At 43.6% G+C, this 17,872-nt stretch carries 15 protein-coding genes; 11 read left to right on the forward strand and 4 right to left on the reverse strand.

The genetic code is table 11. The features are described from left to right. Nucleotides 1–9 precede the first annotated feature (9 nt). From radC to BM043_RS15530, 8 genes are all read left to right on the forward strand, one after another. The gene (gene radC, locus BM043_RS15495) at nt 10–705 is read left to right on the forward strand and encodes a RadC family protein (protein WP_092793294.1); all 696 of its coding nucleotides are present in this window, start codon (nt 10–12) and stop codon (nt 703–705) included. Between the two features lie 109 nt (nt 706–814). After that, nucleotides 815–1,432 carry a DUF1684 domain-containing protein gene (locus BM043_RS15500; RefSeq protein ID WP_092793295.1) on the forward strand — a complete coding sequence of 206 codons (618 nt, stop codon included), beginning with the start codon at nt 815–817 and terminating at the stop codon, nt 1,430–1,432. A 113-nt stretch (nt 1,433–1,545) separates the two neighbouring features. Beyond that, complete coding sequence (gene pheT, locus BM043_RS15505) at nt 1,546–3,960, forward strand: phenylalanine--tRNA ligase subunit beta (RefSeq protein WP_092793296.1); 2,415 nt, start codon at nt 1,546–1,548, stop codon at nt 3,958–3,960. A gap of 3 nt (nt 3,961–3,963) precedes the next feature. After that, nucleotides 3,964–4,248: a hypothetical protein gene (locus tag BM043_RS15510; protein WP_092793298.1), complete on the forward strand. Its 285-nt coding sequence runs from the start codon at nt 3,964–3,966 to the stop codon at nt 4,246–4,248. Nucleotide 4,249: 1 nt separating this feature from the next. Further along, nucleotides 4,250–4,534, forward strand: a complete 285-nt coding sequence (locus BM043_RS15515) for a cell division protein ZapA (RefSeq protein ID WP_092793300.1) — start codon at nt 4,250–4,252, stop codon at nt 4,532–4,534. A gap of 69 nt (nt 4,535–4,603) precedes the next feature. Further along, complete coding sequence (gene rny, locus BM043_RS15520) at nt 4,604–6,169, forward strand: ribonuclease Y (RefSeq protein ID WP_092793302.1); 1,566 nt, start codon at nt 4,604–4,606, stop codon at nt 6,167–6,169. Between the two features lie 40 nt (nt 6,170–6,209). After that, nucleotides 6,210–6,986 (forward strand): zinc-dependent peptidase, encoded by a 777-nt coding sequence (locus tag BM043_RS15525; protein WP_092793304.1) that lies wholly within the window; start codon nt 6,210–6,212, stop codon nt 6,984–6,986. A gap of 98 nt (nt 6,987–7,084) precedes the next feature. After that, the gene (locus BM043_RS15530) at nt 7,085–7,285 is read left to right on the forward strand and encodes a hypothetical protein (protein WP_092793306.1); all 201 of its coding nucleotides are present in this window, start codon (nt 7,085–7,087) and stop codon (nt 7,283–7,285) included. Between the two features lie 358 nt (nt 7,286–7,643). Here the strand turns inward: BM043_RS15530 and BM043_RS15540 are convergent, their stop codons facing one another. Together BM043_RS15540 and BM043_RS15545 are read right to left on the reverse strand one after the other, a co-directional pair. Then, nucleotides 7,644–9,020, reverse strand: coding sequence for a tagaturonate reductase (locus BM043_RS15540; protein WP_092793310.1), 1,377 nt, complete (start codon nt 9,018–9,020; stop codon nt 7,644–7,646). 9 nt (nt 9,021–9,029) lie between these two features. Continuing rightward, nucleotides 9,030–10,676 carry a UxaA family hydrolase gene (locus BM043_RS15545; protein WP_092793312.1) on the reverse strand — a complete coding sequence of 549 codons (1,647 nt, stop codon included), beginning with the start codon at nt 10,674–10,676 and terminating at the stop codon, nt 9,030–9,032. 187 nt (nt 10,677–10,863) lie between these two features. On the opposite strand from BM043_RS15545, the gene BM043_RS15550 reads away from it, so the two are divergent. The 3 genes from BM043_RS15550 to BM043_RS15560 are packed head-to-tail and all read left to right on the forward strand — an operon-like array spanning nt 10,864 to nt 13,650. After that, nucleotides 10,864–11,853: a TRAP transporter substrate-binding protein gene (locus tag BM043_RS15550; RefSeq protein ID WP_092793407.1), complete on the forward strand. Its 990-nt coding sequence runs from the start codon at nt 10,864–10,866 to the stop codon at nt 11,851–11,853. Continuing rightward, the gene (locus BM043_RS15555; RefSeq protein WP_092793314.1) at nt 11,853–12,368 is read left to right on the forward strand and encodes a TRAP transporter small permease; all 516 of its coding nucleotides are present in this window, start codon (nt 11,853–11,855) and stop codon (nt 12,366–12,368) included. The genes BM043_RS15550 and BM043_RS15555 overlap by 1 nt, the downstream gene beginning before the upstream one ends. After that, nucleotides 12,355–13,650 carry a TRAP transporter large permease gene (locus BM043_RS15560; protein WP_092793316.1) on the forward strand — a complete coding sequence of 432 codons (1,296 nt, stop codon included), beginning with the start codon at nt 12,355–12,357 and terminating at the stop codon, nt 13,648–13,650. The genes BM043_RS15555 and BM043_RS15560 overlap by 14 nt, the downstream gene beginning before the upstream one ends. On the opposite strand, the gene BM043_RS15565 is transcribed toward BM043_RS15560, so the two are convergent. Beyond that, on the reverse strand, nt 13,611–14,204 hold the full coding sequence (locus BM043_RS15565; protein WP_092793318.1) for a GNAT family N-acetyltransferase: 594 nt from the start codon (nt 14,202–14,204) through the stop codon (nt 13,611–13,613). The genes BM043_RS15560 and BM043_RS15565 overlap by 40 nt on opposite strands. A 60-nt stretch (nt 14,205–14,264) precedes the next feature. Continuing rightward, nucleotides 14,265–17,705 (reverse strand): ThuA domain-containing protein, encoded by a 3,441-nt coding sequence (locus tag BM043_RS15570; RefSeq protein WP_092793320.1) that lies wholly within the window; start codon nt 17,703–17,705, stop codon nt 14,265–14,267. Nucleotides 17,706–17,872: the final 167 nt, after the last annotated feature.

Below are 17,872 nucleotides of genomic sequence, written 5' to 3' on the forward strand. Positions count from 1 at the left end.
TAATCAGTTATGGATACTTATACCTCGATTAAAATTTCACAACTTGCCGAGGAGGATCGTCCTCGCGAAAAGCTCCTGCTTCGCGGGAAAGGCTCACTCACTGATGCTGAATTGATTGCCATTTTGATCGGTTCGGGTACTCCCAAGATCAGTGCGGTGGATTTATCCCGGCATATTTTAGCCTCAGTCAATCATGATTTGGCGGCCTTGGCCCGGATGAGTATTCAAGATCTCAAAAAATTCAAAGGAATCGGCGAAGCAAAAGCCATCAGTATCGTCAGCGCTTTGGAACTGGGGCGGAGACGAAAGGAAGTTGAGCCTCAAAAACGATTTAAAATCTCCAGTTCAAAGGATGTATATGATGTGATGAAACCCGAAATGTATGATGAAGTGGTAGAGCATTTTTACCTTCTTTTGCTTACGCGAAGAAATCAGGTAATCAAAAAGGAGCGGATTTCCCAAGGGGGAACTTCCGGAACCGTGGTCGATGCCAAGGTCGTTTTCAAATCTGCCTTGGATCATCATGCCCAGTCAATTATCCTGGTTCATAATCATCCCAGCGGTAGTCTCAGTCCTTCCGAACAAGACCGTCGGTTGACCAATCGACTGACAGAAATTGGTCGTGCGATGGATTTACCTATTCTCGACCATGTAATTTTTACAGATACGGGGTATTTTAGCTTCGCCGATGAAGGCATTTTATAGATAAAAGAAGATTAGAAATAGTGCCGATCGAGGATAGGTTGTATTTTTGAGGACTAGTTGAACTAACCTGCTGTTAAAGAAAGGAGCACGGGAAAATCCATCTTGATTCATGAAATCCAACCATATCATTTTAATTTTTGTCTCTGTGGTCATTTTGGCTGCTATCACTTATACCTTGACGAGTGCTGAGGACCCGGAGACCTATATCGAAAAAATCGAAGCTGAGCGGGATCGACAGTACAAATTCGTCCGATACAATATCGAATCTCCACTGACTGAGGAACAAAAGCGGGAGTTTAAGGAATTGAATTTTTATCCCATCGATCCCGCATATAAAGTCCGGGCGCGATTGATTCCCGTAGAAGATAAAAAGGTTCGTGAGCTTCCCATGACCGATGGGACTGAGGAGCGCTATATCGAGCATGCTTTTGCCGAATTTGAATTGGGAGGCAAAACCAATCGCTTACTTTTGCTCCAAGCCATGGACGAACCGGATAAGCGGAATTTCTTTTTGGCTTTTGCGGACGATACCAGTGGTGGAGAGACTTACGGAGGTGGTCGCTACATCAATGCCCGTCAGGATGGTAAAAATAGCATCGCGATTGATTTCAATCTTGCCTACAATCCCTATTGCGCTTACAATCCCGACTATGCCTGTCCGTTGCCACCGAGAGAAAATTTACTGGAGATCCCGATTGAGGCTGGGGAGAAAAATTATAAGGAATAGGCTTTAGCCTCATCTAAAAGCGTTAAATTTGTGATCGTTTAAGTGTAAAATCAAGGGTTTTCGAACCCTTTTTCTTTAGATAAGGTCCGGAAAGTACCGAATTGCTGTTTACTATGAAAATCTCAATCAACCGATTAAAAAAATACATTGCTCTGACCGAATCCCCGGAAGAGATTGCCGCACTGTTGACCCAGTCAGGCTTGGAAGTGGAAGGAATCGAAGAATTTATTTCGATACCTGGAGCGTTGGAGGGAATTGTAATCGGAGAAGTGCTAACCTGTACCAAGCACCCGGATGCGGATAAATTAAGCCTCACTACGGTGGATATCGGGGCAGGAGAGCCTTCGCAAATTGTATGTGGCGCATCGAATGTAGCTGCCGGTCAGAAGGTACTCGTCGCCACGGTTGGAGCGACTTTATATCCCACAGAAGGCGATTCCTTTACCATCAAAAAGGCCAAAATTCGTGGGCAAATTTCTGAGGGAATGATCTGTGCTGAAGATGAATTGGGGCTTGGGACCAGTCATGATGGCATTATGGTATTGGATACAGATTTACCAAATGGTACTCCCGCTTCCGAATTGATTTCCGTCACTCAGGATCAGGTCTTGGAGATTGGCCTGACTCCTAATCGAGCCGATGCCGCTTCTCATTTAGGCGTAGCCCGGGATTTGAAAGCCTTGTTGGGACGACCACTTTGCATCGATCAGGCTCCTGAATTGCAAATTGAGGGAGATCGAAAAGAAGTCGAAGTCACAGTGGAAAATGCTGCTGATTGTCCCCGATATGCCGGTGTAGTGATCTCTGATTTGAAGGTTGAGCCATCACCTCAGTGGTTGCAGGATTTTCTTCGAGCGCTTGACCTAGAGCCGATTAATAATGTGGTCGACATTACCAATTTCATCCTACATGATTTGGGGCAGCCGCTTCATGCTTTTGATGCAGATCAGATTTCAGGAGGAAAAATTATTGTCAAAAAACTTCCCAAAGACACAAAATTTGTCACCTTGGACGAAAAGGAGCGAAAACTCTCTGGTGAAGAGCTGATGATTTGTGATGCGGAGGGGGGAATGTGTATTGGCGGCATTTTCGGAGGAAAAGGTTCGGGTGTGTCCGATGAGACTTCTTCGATTTTTCTGGAGTCGGCCTATTTTTCTCCTGATGTCATTCGAAAAGGAGCCCAGTTTCATGGGTTGAAGACGGATGCCTCGTTCCGGTTTGAGCGGGGAACAGATCCTAATATGCCCGTCTATGCCCTCAAAAAAGCGGTAAAACTGCTTCAGGAAATCGCGGGTGGAAAGATGAGTTCGGAAATCATAGACTTATATCCATATCCTGTTGATGATTTTGAAATTGAGGTGGAATATGGCCATATCAACCGATTAATTGGAAAAAAAATTGAGCCTACCCAAGTGAAATCAATTCTCACAGGATTGGAAATTGACGTTCAAAATGAGAGCGAATCGGGATTCAAGGCTATCGTCAAACCCTATCGAGTGGATGTCACCCGCGAGGCGGACATTATTGAAGAGGTGCTCAGGATTTACGGTTTTCAGCAGGTGGAACTTTCCGAAAACCTGAAAACCGACTATCTCGCTGAGCATCCGGCTAAGGATTTGAACAAACTCCAGTATCGGCTTTCAGAAATTCTCAGTGCTCAAGGGTATCAGGAGATGATTACCAATAGTTTAACCAAACCTTCCTACGCAGAGAAATCAAGCTTTTTGGACTCTAAACTGAATGTGGAAATTTACAATAAGCTCAGTGAAGATTTGGGAGTGATGCGACAGACCATGATTTTTAGTGGATTGGAGGTTTTGGCGCATAATATCAACCGAAGACAAACCGATCTGAAATTATTCGAGTTTGGTACGATTTATCAAAAAGCGGAAGAAGGCTATCAAGAAAGTAGACGACTGGCAATTTTTCATTCGGGCAATCGTTTTGCTGAAAGCTGGATCGAGTCTGCTAAGCCTTTCGGTTTTGCTGATTTGTATTCGACCATCGAACAAATTTTAGAAAAACTCAATATTCAAATCGGAGAGGTACAAATGCTGGAGTCCATGCCTTTCGTGTATGGCTTAGGATTGAAGTTGGGATCAAAGGATCTTGGTGTGATTGGTCTAGTGGATGACAAGCTGTTGAAACTGGCAGAAGCACGTCAGGAAGTTTGGTATGCGGATTTGGATTGGGATTTGCTTTGCAAAAAAGCATCCGGTCTGAAAAAATATCAGGAGCTATCTAAGTTTCCAGAGGTGCGGAGGGATTTATCTCTGGTGTTGGATAAGTCGGTAAGCTATGATCAGGTGAAGCAGGTGGCAATCCAGGCAGGGGGGAAATTACTTCAGCGAATCGGCGTCTTTGATGTGTATCAGGGCGATAAAATTGAGGAGGGTAAAAAAGCCTATGCCTTGAGTTTTCATCTTCAAGACCAGGAAAATACACTCACTGATAAGGTAATTGACAAAACAATGAGTAAATTGATTCAGGCTTTTCAAAACCAAGTGGGAGCACTAATCCGAATGTAGTAAATGATTCAAGAGGAACTGCAAAAATTAGAAAAACTGGCCCGACAGGCGAGTGCACGATTGCTGGAGCTACAGGAAGAAAATCTGCAGTTGAAAGAAAATTTGGCAGAAGTCAATGCCACTTTGGAAAAGAAAGCGCAGGAAATCGATCATTTTAAAAATAAGATTAAAATTAGTAACATTGTGGACAACCGACCGGTGAATCCCGAGGATTCGGCCGAAATGAGTGACTTAATCAATAATTATATACAAGAAATCGATCAGTTGATCACCTACTTATCCGAGTGATATGGAAACACTTGCCATTCGAATCAAAATTGGAGACCGAGAGTATCCTATGCGTGTGAAAGTGGAGGATGAATCAAAAATCCGCCATGCGGGCAAGTTGATAAATGAGAAACTGAGAAAGTATAAATCAGAATTTGGACTGGATGATAATCAGGATCTTCTGGCTATGGTGGCATTCGACTGTATGGTCGAGTCTTTGGAAACCAATGAGGTCAACGCCGAAGACAGTGAGCACATCAAAAGCAGTCTTGCCCAGATCAATTCCATGCTTTCGAAAGCCATATAATTGTTGAAACCCCACTGATTTTCCGAGTTTTTTAGGATTCCTGCAGGTTTTATTTATACCAAAATACCTATGGGAGAAGTGCTATATATCATCCTCGCAGGCCTGGTGGGCCTTGGCGCAGGAGCGACGCTTGCAGGCGTATTGATCAAAAATAAAAATCAGAAACTTGAGGATGAGGCCAAAGAAAAGGTCAAATCAATGCTCAGAGAGGCTGAAATATCAGCCGAGTCCTTAAAGAAAGATAAGATTCTCGAAGCCAAGGAAAAATACCTGAAAATCAAGGCGGATTTTGATGAGGAGATGTCTCATAAAAAGAACATTATCATCACTAATGAGAATAAAATCAAGCAACGTGAACAGCAGGTTTCTAAAGAGCTGGAGCAAGTCAAGCGAAAAGAAGCAGAGTTGGATAGCAAAAAGGAAAACCTCAATGCACAACTTCATGCAGTTCAGGTTAAAAAAGAAGAGCTTGACCGAATTACCAATCAGCGCATCGCAGATCTTGAAAAAATCGCCGCCTTGACGAGAGAGGAAGCTCGCGACCAATTGATTCAGATGCTGACTGAGGAAGCCAATACCAAGGCCTCTTCTCAAATCAAAGATATTCTTGATGAGGCGAAACTGACAGCGACTAAGCAGGCCAAAAAGATTGTGTTGGATACCATTCAGCGTACCGCCACCGAGCACGCCATCGAAAACTGCGTCTCAGTTTTCAATATTGAGAGCGACGATATCAAAGGTAAGATCATCGGACGTGAAGGGCGGAATATCCGTGCTTTGGAAGCTGCTACAGGTGTAGAAATCGTCGTGGATGATACTCCGGAAGCGATTATTATTTCCGGATTTGACCCGGTAAGAAGAGAGATTGCGAAGCTTTCGCTTCACAGACTGGTTCAGGATGGGAGAATTCATCCCGCCCGTATCGAGGAGGTAGTTGCCAAAACCGAGAAAAACATCGAAGAAGAGATCATCGAAATCGGAGAGCGTACCTGTATCGAACTGGGTGTGCATGGACTTCATCCCGAACTGATCAAAATGGTCGGTCGGATGAGATTCAGATCTTCTTATGGACAAAACCTCCTACAGCACTCCAGAGAAGTGGCTAAGCTTTCTGCCACCATGGCTGCCGAAATGGGATTAAATGCCAAGCTGGCTAAGCGGGCAGGTTTGCTGCACGATATCGGAAAGGTTTGGCATGAGGAGCAAGAGCTGCCTCACGCTATTCTCGGCATGGAACTCGCCAAGAGATACAAGGAAAACCCTGAAGTTTGTAATGCCATTGGAGCTCACCATGACGAGATTGAGATGACATCGATGATCTCTCCGATTGTACAGGCCTCTGATGCCATTTCAGGCTCTAGGCCGGGGGCTCGTCGAGAAATCATGGATAGCTACATCAAGCGTCTGAAAGAGCTGGAGGAGCTGGCGCTGAGCTTTGACGGGGTGAACAAATGCTTCGCAATGCAAGCAGGCCGAGAGCTTCGGGTTTTGGTCGATGCAGATAATGTGGATGATCAAACCGCGGGTAAGCTTTCCTTTGATATTTCTCAGAAAATTGAGAAGGAAATGCAATATCCAGGACAGATCAAAATCACGGTAATCAGAGAAATGCGAGCCGTCAACTACGCTCGTTAACTAATTATAAAGCAGCTCCTAACAGGGCTGCTTTTTTTATATGCCTTTTAGTATTCAACTTTTAAGTCTTTTAACAGAATCCGTTTATCGATTTGGATTTTGGCTTTTTCGTCACCGATTAACGCATTCGGAGGTTTCCATTTTAGGGAATCTATTTCGCTACTACCGAGATTTGAAACCCCAGCATCAAATAGAGTTTCGAAAAAAGCTTTCTTTCATTCTCACTGCGAAAAAATTTGTCCCAAGAGGAGGGCTGGGAAAAATCACTCCCGAAATGAAAATTCTGATCGGAGCTACCATTGTGCAGGTAACTTTCGGTTTTCCGAGAGTAACGCTCAGCCATTTTAAAAAAATCCTGATTTATCCCGATCGCTATTTTTCGACGATCTCTCAAACCTATCATCGAGGTGAGGTCAATCCTCGGTTGGGGATCATTGTACTTTCTTGGCCTTGCTTTATAGAAGGCTTCGTAGACGAAAGAGATGGGATAAACCTCGGGATTCATGAAGTAGCACATGCTTTGAAACTGGAAAATTGGATCCGAAGCAATGATGAATTTAACTTCTTAAATCCGAAGATTTGGAGATCGTATGAGGAATTGGCACAAAGGGAGATGAACCTAATCCGAACTGGGGAATCTGATTTTTTTAGAAAAAGAGGGGCTGAAAATGAGCACGAGTTTTTCGCTGTGGCACTTGAAAATTTTTTCGAAAAACCGGTACCGTTTAAGGCCCAATTTCCAGACTTGTATCAAACTTTGGTCATGTTACTTCAACAGGATCCATTGATATTGGGGAAAGACCAAATCAATGATTGAAAATAGAAGGGCTGACTTTTAGATTGCTCAGGAATTTAGATTTATCCAAACAATGACTCTTTTGGGTTGTTAATAAATTGAACTTTAAACTAAAAACCATGAGCAAAGAAACAGAAAATACAGAAAGTTGGCCTGATTTGGCTATCGGTCTTTTTGACAAATTAACTGGAAGAAATGCAGTTATTCATTACGATTTCAAGGATCTGAAAGTGGGTGTACCAAAAAAAGTAGGATCAGAAGAAAAAGCAGAATGGACACTAAACGGAAAGGTGAGCATTAGCACATCAGACGGAAAATAGTTTCCAAAGCATGAAAAAATTGAATTTATCAGCAGATTTATCGCTACGCTCCACAAAACATGAAATCTATGTCACTTCAAAGGAAGCAGATGTATTGGAAGTACGGGTAAGTGGTAAATCTGCTCTTTATATTCCCTTTTCGTACGTAAAATTATTCGTATCCAATCGAGAGATTTTTACCAGATTTGAGCAGCAAATTATTTTTTTTCAAAACGATAAGCAATTTCTAAGGATTGAGGAAGGGAAATTGGTTTATAAAGATTATTTGACGCTGATACGGTACTTTTTTAAATCTCTTTTTAGGCAATAGAAATGGGTGGTCTGATGAGGAAATTTTGATTTCTTTGAGAAACCATCTTCAAACTTTAAGAATTTTATCAATTTCTTTAACGAGTTGTTCCTTAAGTCCTGAAAGTAAATTAAGATCTTGACCCCAGATTTCCTGATTCGCCAAAATGGTTTCCACAGCTAGATTAAAATCGGACTTTTTCCAAGATTCATCAAAAAATTTCAAAACTTCGTTATCGTCTTGAATCGGCAATAGTTCTTCCTTAAATTTTCCTTTGTAGAAAATCAAAAGTACCGCAAAGGAAATAATCAGGTTTTCAGGAAGGATTCCCCTTTGCCGGTAAAAAGTACAAATAGATGGCAGTACTCTCACCCGGAATTTTGAAATACTATTCAAGGCAATGGATTGCAGTTTATGATCAATGAAGGGATTAGTAAATCGCTCCAACACGGAATCGGCAAAGTCCCGAAGTTCTTTCTCAGGCAAGGCTAAAGTCGGAATGATTTCCTCGTAAATGAGGGTTTTGAGAAAATGATAGATCTCGGGATTTTCTACAGCAGTTCGTACGTCTCTGAATCCTTTTAGGTATGCATAAGGGACCAATGCCGTGTGTGCCCCATTTAAAATCCGGACTTTACGGCTGCGATAAACTTCGAGATTTTTGACGAATTTGACATTCAATCCAGCTTTTTCCCAGTCAATTTCACTCTTGAGTTTTTCAGCACCTTCGATCGCCCAAAAGTAATAAGGCTCCGCCATGACCAACAACTCATCTTTTCCCCCCGGCTTTTCTTCTATGCTATTTATTTTTTCCTTTGGAAAGCCCGGTACAATTCGATCCACCAAACTATTGTAAAATAAAACCGATTCATTCAGCCAATCTTCGAATGACTTCGGTAATTGCCAAAGTTGAGCGTAGGCGAGTACACATTCTTTGAGCTTTTCTCCATTTTTTTCTATCAATTCACAGGGTAAGATTTGCAGTCCTTTTGCTGCATCACCTTCAAAAAAATCAAATCGTCGGAAAAGAAGGGCAGTCAATTTACCAGGGAAAGTTTTTGGAATTTTAAGATAGGAATCATCTTGGGTATCAAATATGATCCCCACTTCGGTGGTATTGCTGATCACCCATCTCAGCTCGGCGTTTTCAGCTATTTTCAAATATTCCTCATAAGAATCGAAAATCGAACTGTATTTTTTGATGCAATTGATTCGATCGATGCGATCTACTTTTTGACCATTCTCCAAGCCAGCGATCCATACATGAAACTGATTGTTTTGCCGCAGCATTCGCTCATCTAGTTTGGGAGTATGGATTTGAACGCTGTGAATGCCAGCTTCTAAAATCCTTCGATCGTTAAGCTGCTGAAATACCCAGTCTGCAAAGCCACGGAGAAAATTCCCGTTTCCAAATTGTAAGATATTTATGGTTTCTGCCAAAGACATTTCAAAAAATTAAAGTGAAACGCCTCTTTTCCATGGGATAAAATCATCCTGCCCCAAGTCCATGGCTTTGGTGGATTTCTGCCCGCTAGCGATTTGAATGATCAGCTCCAGCAGTTCTTCGCCCATTTGAGGGATGGTTTTTTCTCCAGAAATAATCGGTCCCGTATTGAAATCGATGAGATCGGGCATGCGTTCAGCCAGTCGATTGTTTGTCGACACTTTTACTACTGGGCAGATTGGATTTCCAGTCGGGGTACCGAGTCCGGTGGTAAATAAAATGATATTGCAGCCCGCTCCTGCTAGGGCAGTGGTGCTTTCCACATCATTTCCAGGCGTGCAAAGGAGATTTAATCCCGCTTCCTTTACATATTCCCCATAGTCCAATACATCTGTGATGGGAGATGTGCCTCCTTTTTTGGCTGCTCCACAGGATTTGATGGCATCGGTGATCAAACCGTCACGGATATTTCCAGGCGATGGATTCATATCAAAACCTGAACCCACAGCTTCTGCCGAGGAAGAATAAGCCCTCATAAGCGCCGCAAATTTTTCGGCTTTTTGGGCATTGATACAGCGATTAATCAAGTCCTGCTCTACTCCACAGAGCTCAGGAAACTCGGATAAAACAGCACTTCCTCCCAAACCAGCAATTAAGTCAGAAACATGTCCCAAGACCGGATTGGCAGAGATACCCGAAAAGCCATCCGATCCACCACATTCCAAACCTATTCTGAGTTTGGAAAGCGGTGCAGGTTTACGGATTATGGCATTTGCACGAGTGAGGTTGTAAAATGTCGCTGTAATTGCTTTTTGTAATAATTGTTCCTCAGTCCCTTCCTTCTGCTGCTCAAAAATTAATAGGGGCTTATCAAATTCAGGATTGAGCTCCGCCAGTTTTTCCTGGAGAATAGTCGCTTGGGCATGTTGGCAACCCAGACTCAAAACCGTGGCTCCGGCTACATTGGGATGGTGAATATAGCCTGCCAGGAGCTTGCAGAGCATTTCGGCGTCTTGACGGGTGCCTCCGCAACCACCTTGATGGGTGAGAAATTTAATGCCGTCAATATTTTCAAAAATCCGATCCGAAGAAGGAGAATTGGTATAGGGTTTTTCAAAGAATTGTTCACTCGCCGCTTCTTTGGATTGGGTTTGCTGAACGAGTTGACGAACTAGGTTTTTAAATGGATTGGGTTTTGCATATCCCAATTCCTCCAAAAAAGCTTCTCGGATAGTTTCTACGTTTCTGTTTTCACAAAAAACCAGTGGAATTACCAGCCAATAGTTGGCAGTACCAACTTGTCCGTCTGCTCTATAAATCCCTAAAAAAGTCCGATTTTCGAAAGCTGAAGTATCAGGCGACGTCCAATTGAAGTTTCCGGCTTTGAGCTCAAAATCGGCCGAATCGTGTTTTATATTGATGGTATTGAGGAGCGCTCCTTTTGAAATAAAGGATTGGGCCTTTCCTACGGTCACTCCGTACATGATGACTCGCTCACCTGGGGAAAGATCTTTGATGCAGAATTTGTGTTTGGCGGGAATGGATTCGAGGAGTTGGATGGATTCTCCATTGATCTCAAAAACTTCATCTTTATCTAAATCACTGAGTGCTACAATTGCATTGTCGAGGGGATGTATCTGAAGAATCTTTCGGTTCATAGGTTTGGCTTTGTAGCTCTAAGATAATCTCATTTTCGGTAATGCCCACCTTGGTTCTATTTCCATAAAGTGTGAGAAAAAGGGATTTTTCGCTTTTTTTACTTTTTACGGAGGAAAAACGATTCCGTAAATAGCTGGGCAAATGTACCCGGAAAACCTTATTATTGTCTGGTTGAGCTTGATTCACATGAACCCAGAAAAAACACCTTTCTCGTTTTTACTACTTGCGTCTTTGTTTGTCGTCCTGGCTTGTGGAGAAGTTCAAACTGGCCGCGAAATCAAAATGGGACATGCCCTCGTCACATCCCACCCCGTGCATAAAGCAATGGTGTTTTTAGCCGAACGCGTGGAGGAAAAATCAAATGGTCAGCTTCGAATCAAAGTTTATCCCAATCAGCAATTGGGCACCGAGCGGGAGCTCTTGGAACTGCTTCAGATTGGAAGTCTGGGAATGACCAAAGTTTCGGCAGCAGCTCTCGAAGGATTTGCGCCGACGATGCAGGTGTTTGGTATGCCGTACTTATTTCGTGATGATGCGCATCAAAAAAAGGTGCTTGATGGGCCAATCGGCAGACAATTGCTTTTGGACCCAGAAGAATTTTGGCTCCGTGGACTCTGCTATTATGATGGAGGAAAGCGGAGTTTTTATACCAAAGACAAGCCCATCGAATCTCCCGAAGACCTTCAAGGCCTGAAAGTCCGGGTGATGGAGAGCAATATGGCTTCAAATATGGTTCGCTCGATGGGTGGATCGCCTACTCCCGTGGCTTACGGAGAGCTTTACAGTGCATTGCAGCAGGGTATCGTGGATGCAGCAGAAAACAACCCCCCGAGTCTATTTACATCAAAACACTATGAGGTTTGCAAATTTTACAGCATCGATGAGCATACTGTTTTGCCAGATGTGGTCCTGATCAGCACCAAAGTTTGGAATCTGCTCAGTGAGGAAGAAAAAACCTGGGTGCAGGAAGCGGCCGATGAATCCTCAGAATACCAGTACAAAATTTGGGCTGAATCTACCGAAGAATCCTTACGGGAGCTAGAAAAGGCCGGCGTGCAAATCAGCTATCCGGACAAAGCACTTTTTAGAGAGGGAGTCTCTGAGATGTACGAACAAATGGAGGCCGAGCAGCCTGAAATTTATCAATTGATTAAAGCGATTCAACTGGTCAATTGATGGAGACCTTGCAAAAAAATAGCACCTTCAGAAAAAAAGCAGATTGGTTGATCAGCTGGGTATTGGTTTGGCTGATGAGTTTGATGGTGATCAATGTGAGTTGGCAAGTAGCCTCCCGCTATTTGCTCAATGATCCCAGTTCGTTTACTGATGAGCTGGCCCGCTATATGTTGATTTGGATCGGAATGCTTGGGGCTGCCTATGTAGCTGGGAAAAATGAGCATTTGGCGATTGATGTTTTGCAGGATTTTCTACAGCCCGACCAAAAAAGGAGAGTTCAGGTTTTCATTCGTGTAATTATCGGAGTTTTTGCCTTGCTGACGATGGTGATCGGAGGTTCCAATTTGGTGTACATTACCTTTATTTTAGAGCAAACTTCAGCAGCTCTCCGCATTCCTCTGGCTTACGTGTATGGAATTATTCCTGTAAGCGGACTATTGGTGATCTATTATCAAGTGTCCGATATTTTACTGTTACAAAAAACAAAGATCCAGACTACTGATGGAAACGATTAGCATTCTTATTCTTGTCTTTTCATTCCTTTTTTTCTTGGGAATGGGCGTGCCTGTCGCATGGAGCTTAGGCTTGTCAAGTTTGCTAACCTTATTAGTCACGGTTTCTTCCATTCCTGCCATGACGACTATTGCTCAGCGAATGGGGACTGGATTGGATAGTTTTTCGCTCTTGGCGATTCCATTTTTTATTTTGGCGGGAGAGCTGATGAATAGTGGGGGCATAGCTAGGCGATTGATAGATTTTGCCAAGGCCCTTACGGGAAAGCTTCCCGGAGGTTTACTTCATGTGAATGTGATCGCTGCCATGCTTATGGGGGCGATTGCGGGTTCGGCGGTGGCGGCGGCTTCGTCGATGGGAGGAATCTTAGGAAAGCGTATGGAAAAAGAAGGCTATCCCAAGGAACTAGGAGCGGCAGTGAATATTACATCTTCGACGACGGGTTTGATTATTCCTCCTTCGAATGTCCTGATCGTTTATTCCCTTGCCTCCGGGGGAGTTTCTGTCGCTGCGCTTTTTGTGGCAGGATATCTTCCGGGATTACTGGTGGGTTTGATGTTGATGATTACCGCAGCTATCGTGGTGAAAATTAAAAAATTACCCGCTGGAGAAGCCTCTTCGGCCAAATTGGTTTTTTCTACATTTTGGAGAGCCATCCCCAGTTTATTCTTGTTGATAGTGGTCATAGGGGGGATCGTGGCAGGCGTGTTTACTGCTACGGAAGCTTCGGCCATTGCCGTTCTGTATGCTTTGGGTTTGTCTTTGATATACCGGGAGCTCAAGGTAAAAGATCTTCCTGCCGTGCTTTTGAAATCCGCAGAAACCACAGCTGTGGTAATGTTGTTGATTGCTACTTCTATGGCGATGTCTTGGGTCATGTCCGTAGAGGAGATTCCTCAGCAAATATCGGACTCTTTGCTTTCCCTATCGGATAATATCATTGTGATTTTGATATTGATTAATCTGATTCTACTTTTTATCGGGACCTTTATGGACATGACTCCAGCAGTATTGATTTTCACCCCGATTTTCTTGCCTGTGGTGGTGGATTTGGGAGTAGACCCAGTTCACTTTGGGATTATGATGGTGCTGAATCTTTGTATTGGATTGTGTACCCCACCAGTTGGATCGATTTTGTTTATTGGAGTGGGAGTGGCTCAGACTAGTATTCAAAAAGTGATTAAACCTCTTTTACCCTTTTTCTTTGCTATGGTTTTGGCATTAATTCTCATTATGCTTTTCCCTCAAATCACACTTTGGCTACCGGGATTGTTTGGGGTTTGATTCCAGTCCCAAAGTACAATTGCCCAGTCCTCGAATTCATCTTTGAACTGATGAATTATCTGGAATCCGATGTTCAGGTGAGCTTTTAGAGATCGCGGATTTTTGAGCGAAATCTCGGTGATCGCAAAATCAAACCGTCCGCTATATTCAGTCCGATAGGCTTGATAGATTTGAGTGAATAGCCTTTTTCCCCGGTGAGCTTTGGCTATACAAACTTGCCCGACCACTAAATAGGAATAGCTTGAGATTTTTTTGCCTCTAAAAATCAGGCGATCAAACTGCCGAAACATAGGGATTAGCATCGGGATTTCTTCCCTCGAAGCTGCGGTCATCGTCAAAACATAGGCGATGACTTCTCCATTTTGAATGGCGATAATATGCGGGACTTGTTCCTGAAGTTTTTGGAGGTCCTCTAGCCTGTGATGAACCCGGACAAATCCTTCCTTGTCTAATTCTTCAGGAATAAGATTTTGAAGAAGATTAGCTTTTTGTAAAGCTAAAATTCCATGAAGATCTTTGACCGTTTCACTGGTTTTTATGATGACGTTCTCCATGATTAGCACCAAAAAAAGCCGAACCCTATGCGGATTCGGCTTTGAATTTAGTCATATAAGTTAATTGGCATTAAAGGTAATAGCCGAGATAATGAACGTGCCCAATTCACCACTTTCTGGCGAAGTCACGATGTAGATTTTTTCTCCGTTGGCTGTTCCGGTAACTGGAATTGTAGCCTGAGCAAACATCACGGGAACATTTGGGTCTTTGACGGCAGGACCTTGGGTGTAGGTGCCTTGAGCAATGACATTTCCGCTGGGACTTCCTACACGAATCTCAAAATTCACTGGAGTTTCGATTTCTTCGGGAGAAGCCACCGTGAAAGTCACTGATCCGATTCCCGTCAGATCTACTGCTGGAAGACCGAAAGAAGCTGTTTCTGAAGGAACCATCAAAAGGTTTCTTCCGTCGAACGCCATACTGGAATAGCCTTCCAAGTCAGTGGCTAATCCAGGATCCAAGGTATTTGGAAGCAAAGTCTTGGTAGTTCCTCCAGAAAGCGGCTTGATGTTTTCGCCACCTTGATCGGTGTAAGAGGCATTGATCATTAATGCTCCCATTGGAGAAGGAGTTTTGCCCATCGTCGGGTCGAGGGTTCCGCTGGCCGGTAAACTTGGAGTCTGCTCTCCTTTAAGCGAGAAAATATAAGCAACCAAAGCATTCAGATCAGACTCTTTCAAATCCGGATTTGCTGGCATGGCCGTTTCACCCCAGACACCACCGCCACCATTTTTGATTTTTTCTTTCAGGTAATTGGCCTGACGAGTTCGGTATTTTTCAGCAACCGCTGTATACGCCGGACCAATAGAAGCTTCATCTTCTTTATGACAGGTTTTACAAGTGAGCGATTGGACTAAAGCTTTTCCTGTCATGGCTTCACTCATGACTTTGTGTCCCATATCTGCTTCTGCTTGATCGAAGCTTTCGATGTAATCAGCCGCGACAAAGAGGTTCTCAGCGTTTATTTCGGGATGGTCTTCATCCGAAACCGAAACCTCATAAGAAACCCGCTGTCCGGGGAAATAGAAGGTTTGATTTCCATTGATGCTGATGGTGACTTCGGGTGCAACGTTGCCGGCATATACGGTAGCTTTAGGACCAGTTCCGCTAAGACCAGAATCGTCTGAAGCCGCGACGGTCACCTCATATTCTCCCACCTGATCATAAGTAGCGGTTACTTGAGGCTCAGTGGTGGTTTCTGTTTTTCCATTGCCTAAGTCCCAAGTGTAACTGATCGCGTCATTTTCAGGATCAGATGCTTCGGCCGTGAATGTCACGGTTAGTGGAAGGCTTCCAGAGGTCTTATCAGAATCGACTTCGGTAACTACCGGAGGTCTATTTCCACCATTGAAATCTATTCGCGAAAGTCCTGAATCGGAGTTTTTGCTAAACCAACCCGTACCGTATTCTAAGATGTACATTTTGCCATCAGGTCCCATTTCCATATCAATCAGGGAGTTGAATTTGGTGCCGGCCATGAAGGGTTCCATTTTGGAGAAATCCCCGTTTTCTTCCATGGTTACAACTTTGATCCAGCCTCTGATCCAATCATAGATGAATAATTTTCCATCAAAATAATCCGGGAATCGGGTATCTTCCGGATACATATCCGAATAGTAAACCGGTCCAGCCATGGCATTTCGACCACCCGTTCCTACTTGTGGAAAGTCAGGTGAATTGTCGTAAGGATACCAAATGAAAGCAGGCTGAGCTGGTGGAAGTTCTTTCAAACCGGTATTGTGCGGAGAATTGTTGACTGGTTTTGCCGGATCAAATGCCGGTCCCGTTTTGCCCGTTTCGTAGTTGAATTCACGATAAGCGTAATTGTCACCGATTTGGTATGGCCAGCCAAAGTTTCCGGCTTTTCTCGCCTGATTGACTTCATCGTACCCTTTTGGACCTTTCCAATCGATGGAGTCCGCCCGTGCATCTGGTCCGACCTCACCCCAATAAAGGAAACCGGTTTTTTGATCCACCGAGATTCGATAAGGGTTTCGGTTTCCTTGGACGTAGATTTCAGGTTTGGTTCCTTCGGTTCCTTCCGGATAAAGGTTTCCTTCCGGAATCGTATAGCTTCCGTCATCAGCAACTTTAATTCGGAGAATCTTTCCTCGAAGATCATTGGAATTTCCAGAGCTTCTTCGGGCATCCCATTGATTTCTACCATCTCTTGCATCAAGCGGAGCGTAGCCGTTTAAGGTGTAGCGGGATTCATTTTGGTTAAATGGAGTAGAGTTGTCTCCTAAAGAAAGAAAGAGGTTTCCATCTTTGTCAAAAGCAATAGATCCACCCGTGTGGCAGCAGATGTAGCGATCGGAAGGGATGTCCATAATGATGGTCTCCGAATCCATATCCCAAACACCATCTTTGAAGGTAAATCGAGAAAGCCGATTGATTTCCTCATCTCCAGAAGGAGCATAATAAACGAATACAAAATTGTTTTGAGCGTAATTGGGGTCTTTTTGGATCCCCATTAATCCTTCTTCCGCATTGACTCCCTGAACGCCACTTTGCCAATACACATCGAGTTTGGCCACCTCAGATAGGGATTGAGCATTTTCGTCCCAATATAAAATCTCACCTCTACGCTGACTGACCAGGATGTCCAAATTAGGCAATACGGTCAATTCGGTAGGCTCTGTGAAATCACCCTCGGCAAGCATGGTTTTTGTAAATCGGTTTTCCTCGGGAGTACGTTTTTGTTTTGCTTGCGCATAATCCAAGTTCAGATTGTCACCAATCGCATATTGGATGCCTGCCAATAAATGTTTCACAAAATTTTCTTCCTCGTAAGATTCATTTGTATGTCCACCTCCGGTGTAAAAAGCACGGCCACCGTCAAAATCATGAACCCAGGCAATCGGATGCTCGCCCATATCCAATCCTCCCTGATAGGAAGATTCATCCAGCATAAGCAGTTTTTTAGTGTCAGGATTTACCTCTTTATAGGAATACCATTCGTCAGTGCGCTTCCAAGAATCGGGTAAAAAGTCTACGGATGGATGACTTTCTCCTGTTTTTGTAATGACTCCTTCTTGTACGTTGGGATGGGGATCGTTAATGCCCGGATGATCCGCGAAATATCCGCCGACGAGTTGATTATACCAACCCCACTCGTATTCGGTGTCAGCGGCGGCATGAATGCCGACAAAGCCTCCGCCGGACTGAATGTATCGCTCAAAATCCGCTTCTTGATAATGATTTAAGACATCTCCAGTTGTGCTGAGCCAAATCACGGCTGCATATTTTTCGAGATTTTCTTCATTGATATCAGACGCATTGTCTGTGGCATCGACCACGAAGCCATTTTCAGCTCCAAGTTTCTCAATGGCGGCTATTCCGCTGGGAATAGATTCATGGTAAAATCCTGCCGTTTTATGAAACACGAGTACTTTGGGATCTCCTTCACGCTTATTGGAGCAGGAGGAAACCAAAATCCCCATCATCATAGCCAAAGGCAGGATGGCAATTAGGTTTTTTAGGTTTTTGGGAAAATTCATACTAAGGTAATTTTTTGACAAATTAGGCATTTATTAAAATTGCTGCGCTAAGTAACTGAAATTCGGCAATTTTTGGTGATAAAGTGTTCTATTTTTTCAAAATGAAACAATAATTTTTTCATTCAAGATTGATCAGTTGTTTGTTGGGCATTAAAATGATCTTTACA

The organism is Algoriphagus hitonicola (assembly GCF_900113375.1).
Taxonomy (GTDB): domain Bacteria; phylum Bacteroidota; class Bacteroidia; order Cytophagales; family Cyclobacteriaceae; genus Algoriphagus; species Algoriphagus hitonicola.

Excerpts from the sequence above, each read along its gene's own strand:
- radC (WP_092793294.1), top strand. The coding sequence starts at position 10 with ATGGATACTTATACCTCGATTAAAATTTCACAACTTGCCGAGGAGGAT.
- BM043_RS15500 (WP_092793295.1), top strand. The coding sequence starts at position 815 with ATGAAATCCAACCATATCATTTTAATTTTTGTCTCTGTGGTCATTTTG.
- pheT (WP_092793296.1), top strand. The coding sequence starts at position 1,546 with ATGAAAATCTCAATCAACCGATTAAAAAAATACATTGCTCTGACCGAA.
- BM043_RS15510 (WP_092793298.1), top strand. The coding sequence starts at position 3,964 with ATGATTCAAGAGGAACTGCAAAAATTAGAAAAACTGGCCCGACAGGCG.
- BM043_RS15515 (WP_092793300.1), top strand. The coding sequence starts at position 4,250 with ATGGAAACACTTGCCATTCGAATCAAAATTGGAGACCGAGAGTATCCT.
- rny (WP_092793302.1), top strand. The coding sequence starts at position 4,604 with ATGGGAGAAGTGCTATATATCATCCTCGCAGGCCTGGTGGGCCTTGGC.
- BM043_RS15525 (WP_092793304.1), top strand. The coding sequence starts at position 6,210 with ATGCCTTTTAGTATTCAACTTTTAAGTCTTTTAACAGAATCCGTTTAT.
- BM043_RS15530 (WP_092793306.1), top strand. The coding sequence starts at position 7,085 with ATGAGCAAAGAAACAGAAAATACAGAAAGTTGGCCTGATTTGGCTATC.
- BM043_RS15540 (WP_092793310.1), bottom strand. The coding sequence starts at position 9,020 with ATGTCTTTGGCAGAAACCATAAATATCTTACAATTTGGAAACGGGAAT.
- BM043_RS15545 (WP_092793312.1), bottom strand. The coding sequence starts at position 10,676 with ATGAACCGAAAGATTCTTCAGATACATCCCCTCGACAATGCAATTGTA.
- BM043_RS15550 (WP_092793407.1), top strand. The coding sequence starts at position 10,864 with ATGAACCCAGAAAAAACACCTTTCTCGTTTTTACTACTTGCGTCTTTG.
- BM043_RS15555 (WP_092793314.1), top strand. The coding sequence starts at position 11,853 with ATGGAGACCTTGCAAAAAAATAGCACCTTCAGAAAAAAAGCAGATTGG.
- BM043_RS15560 (WP_092793316.1), top strand. The coding sequence starts at position 12,355 with ATGGAAACGATTAGCATTCTTATTCTTGTCTTTTCATTCCTTTTTTTC.
- BM043_RS15565 (WP_092793318.1), bottom strand. The coding sequence starts at position 14,204 with ATGGAGAACGTCATCATAAAAACCAGTGAAACGGTCAAAGATCTTCAT.
- BM043_RS15570 (WP_092793320.1), bottom strand. The coding sequence starts at position 17,705 with ATGAATTTTCCCAAAAACCTAAAAAACCTAATTGCCATCCTGCCTTTG.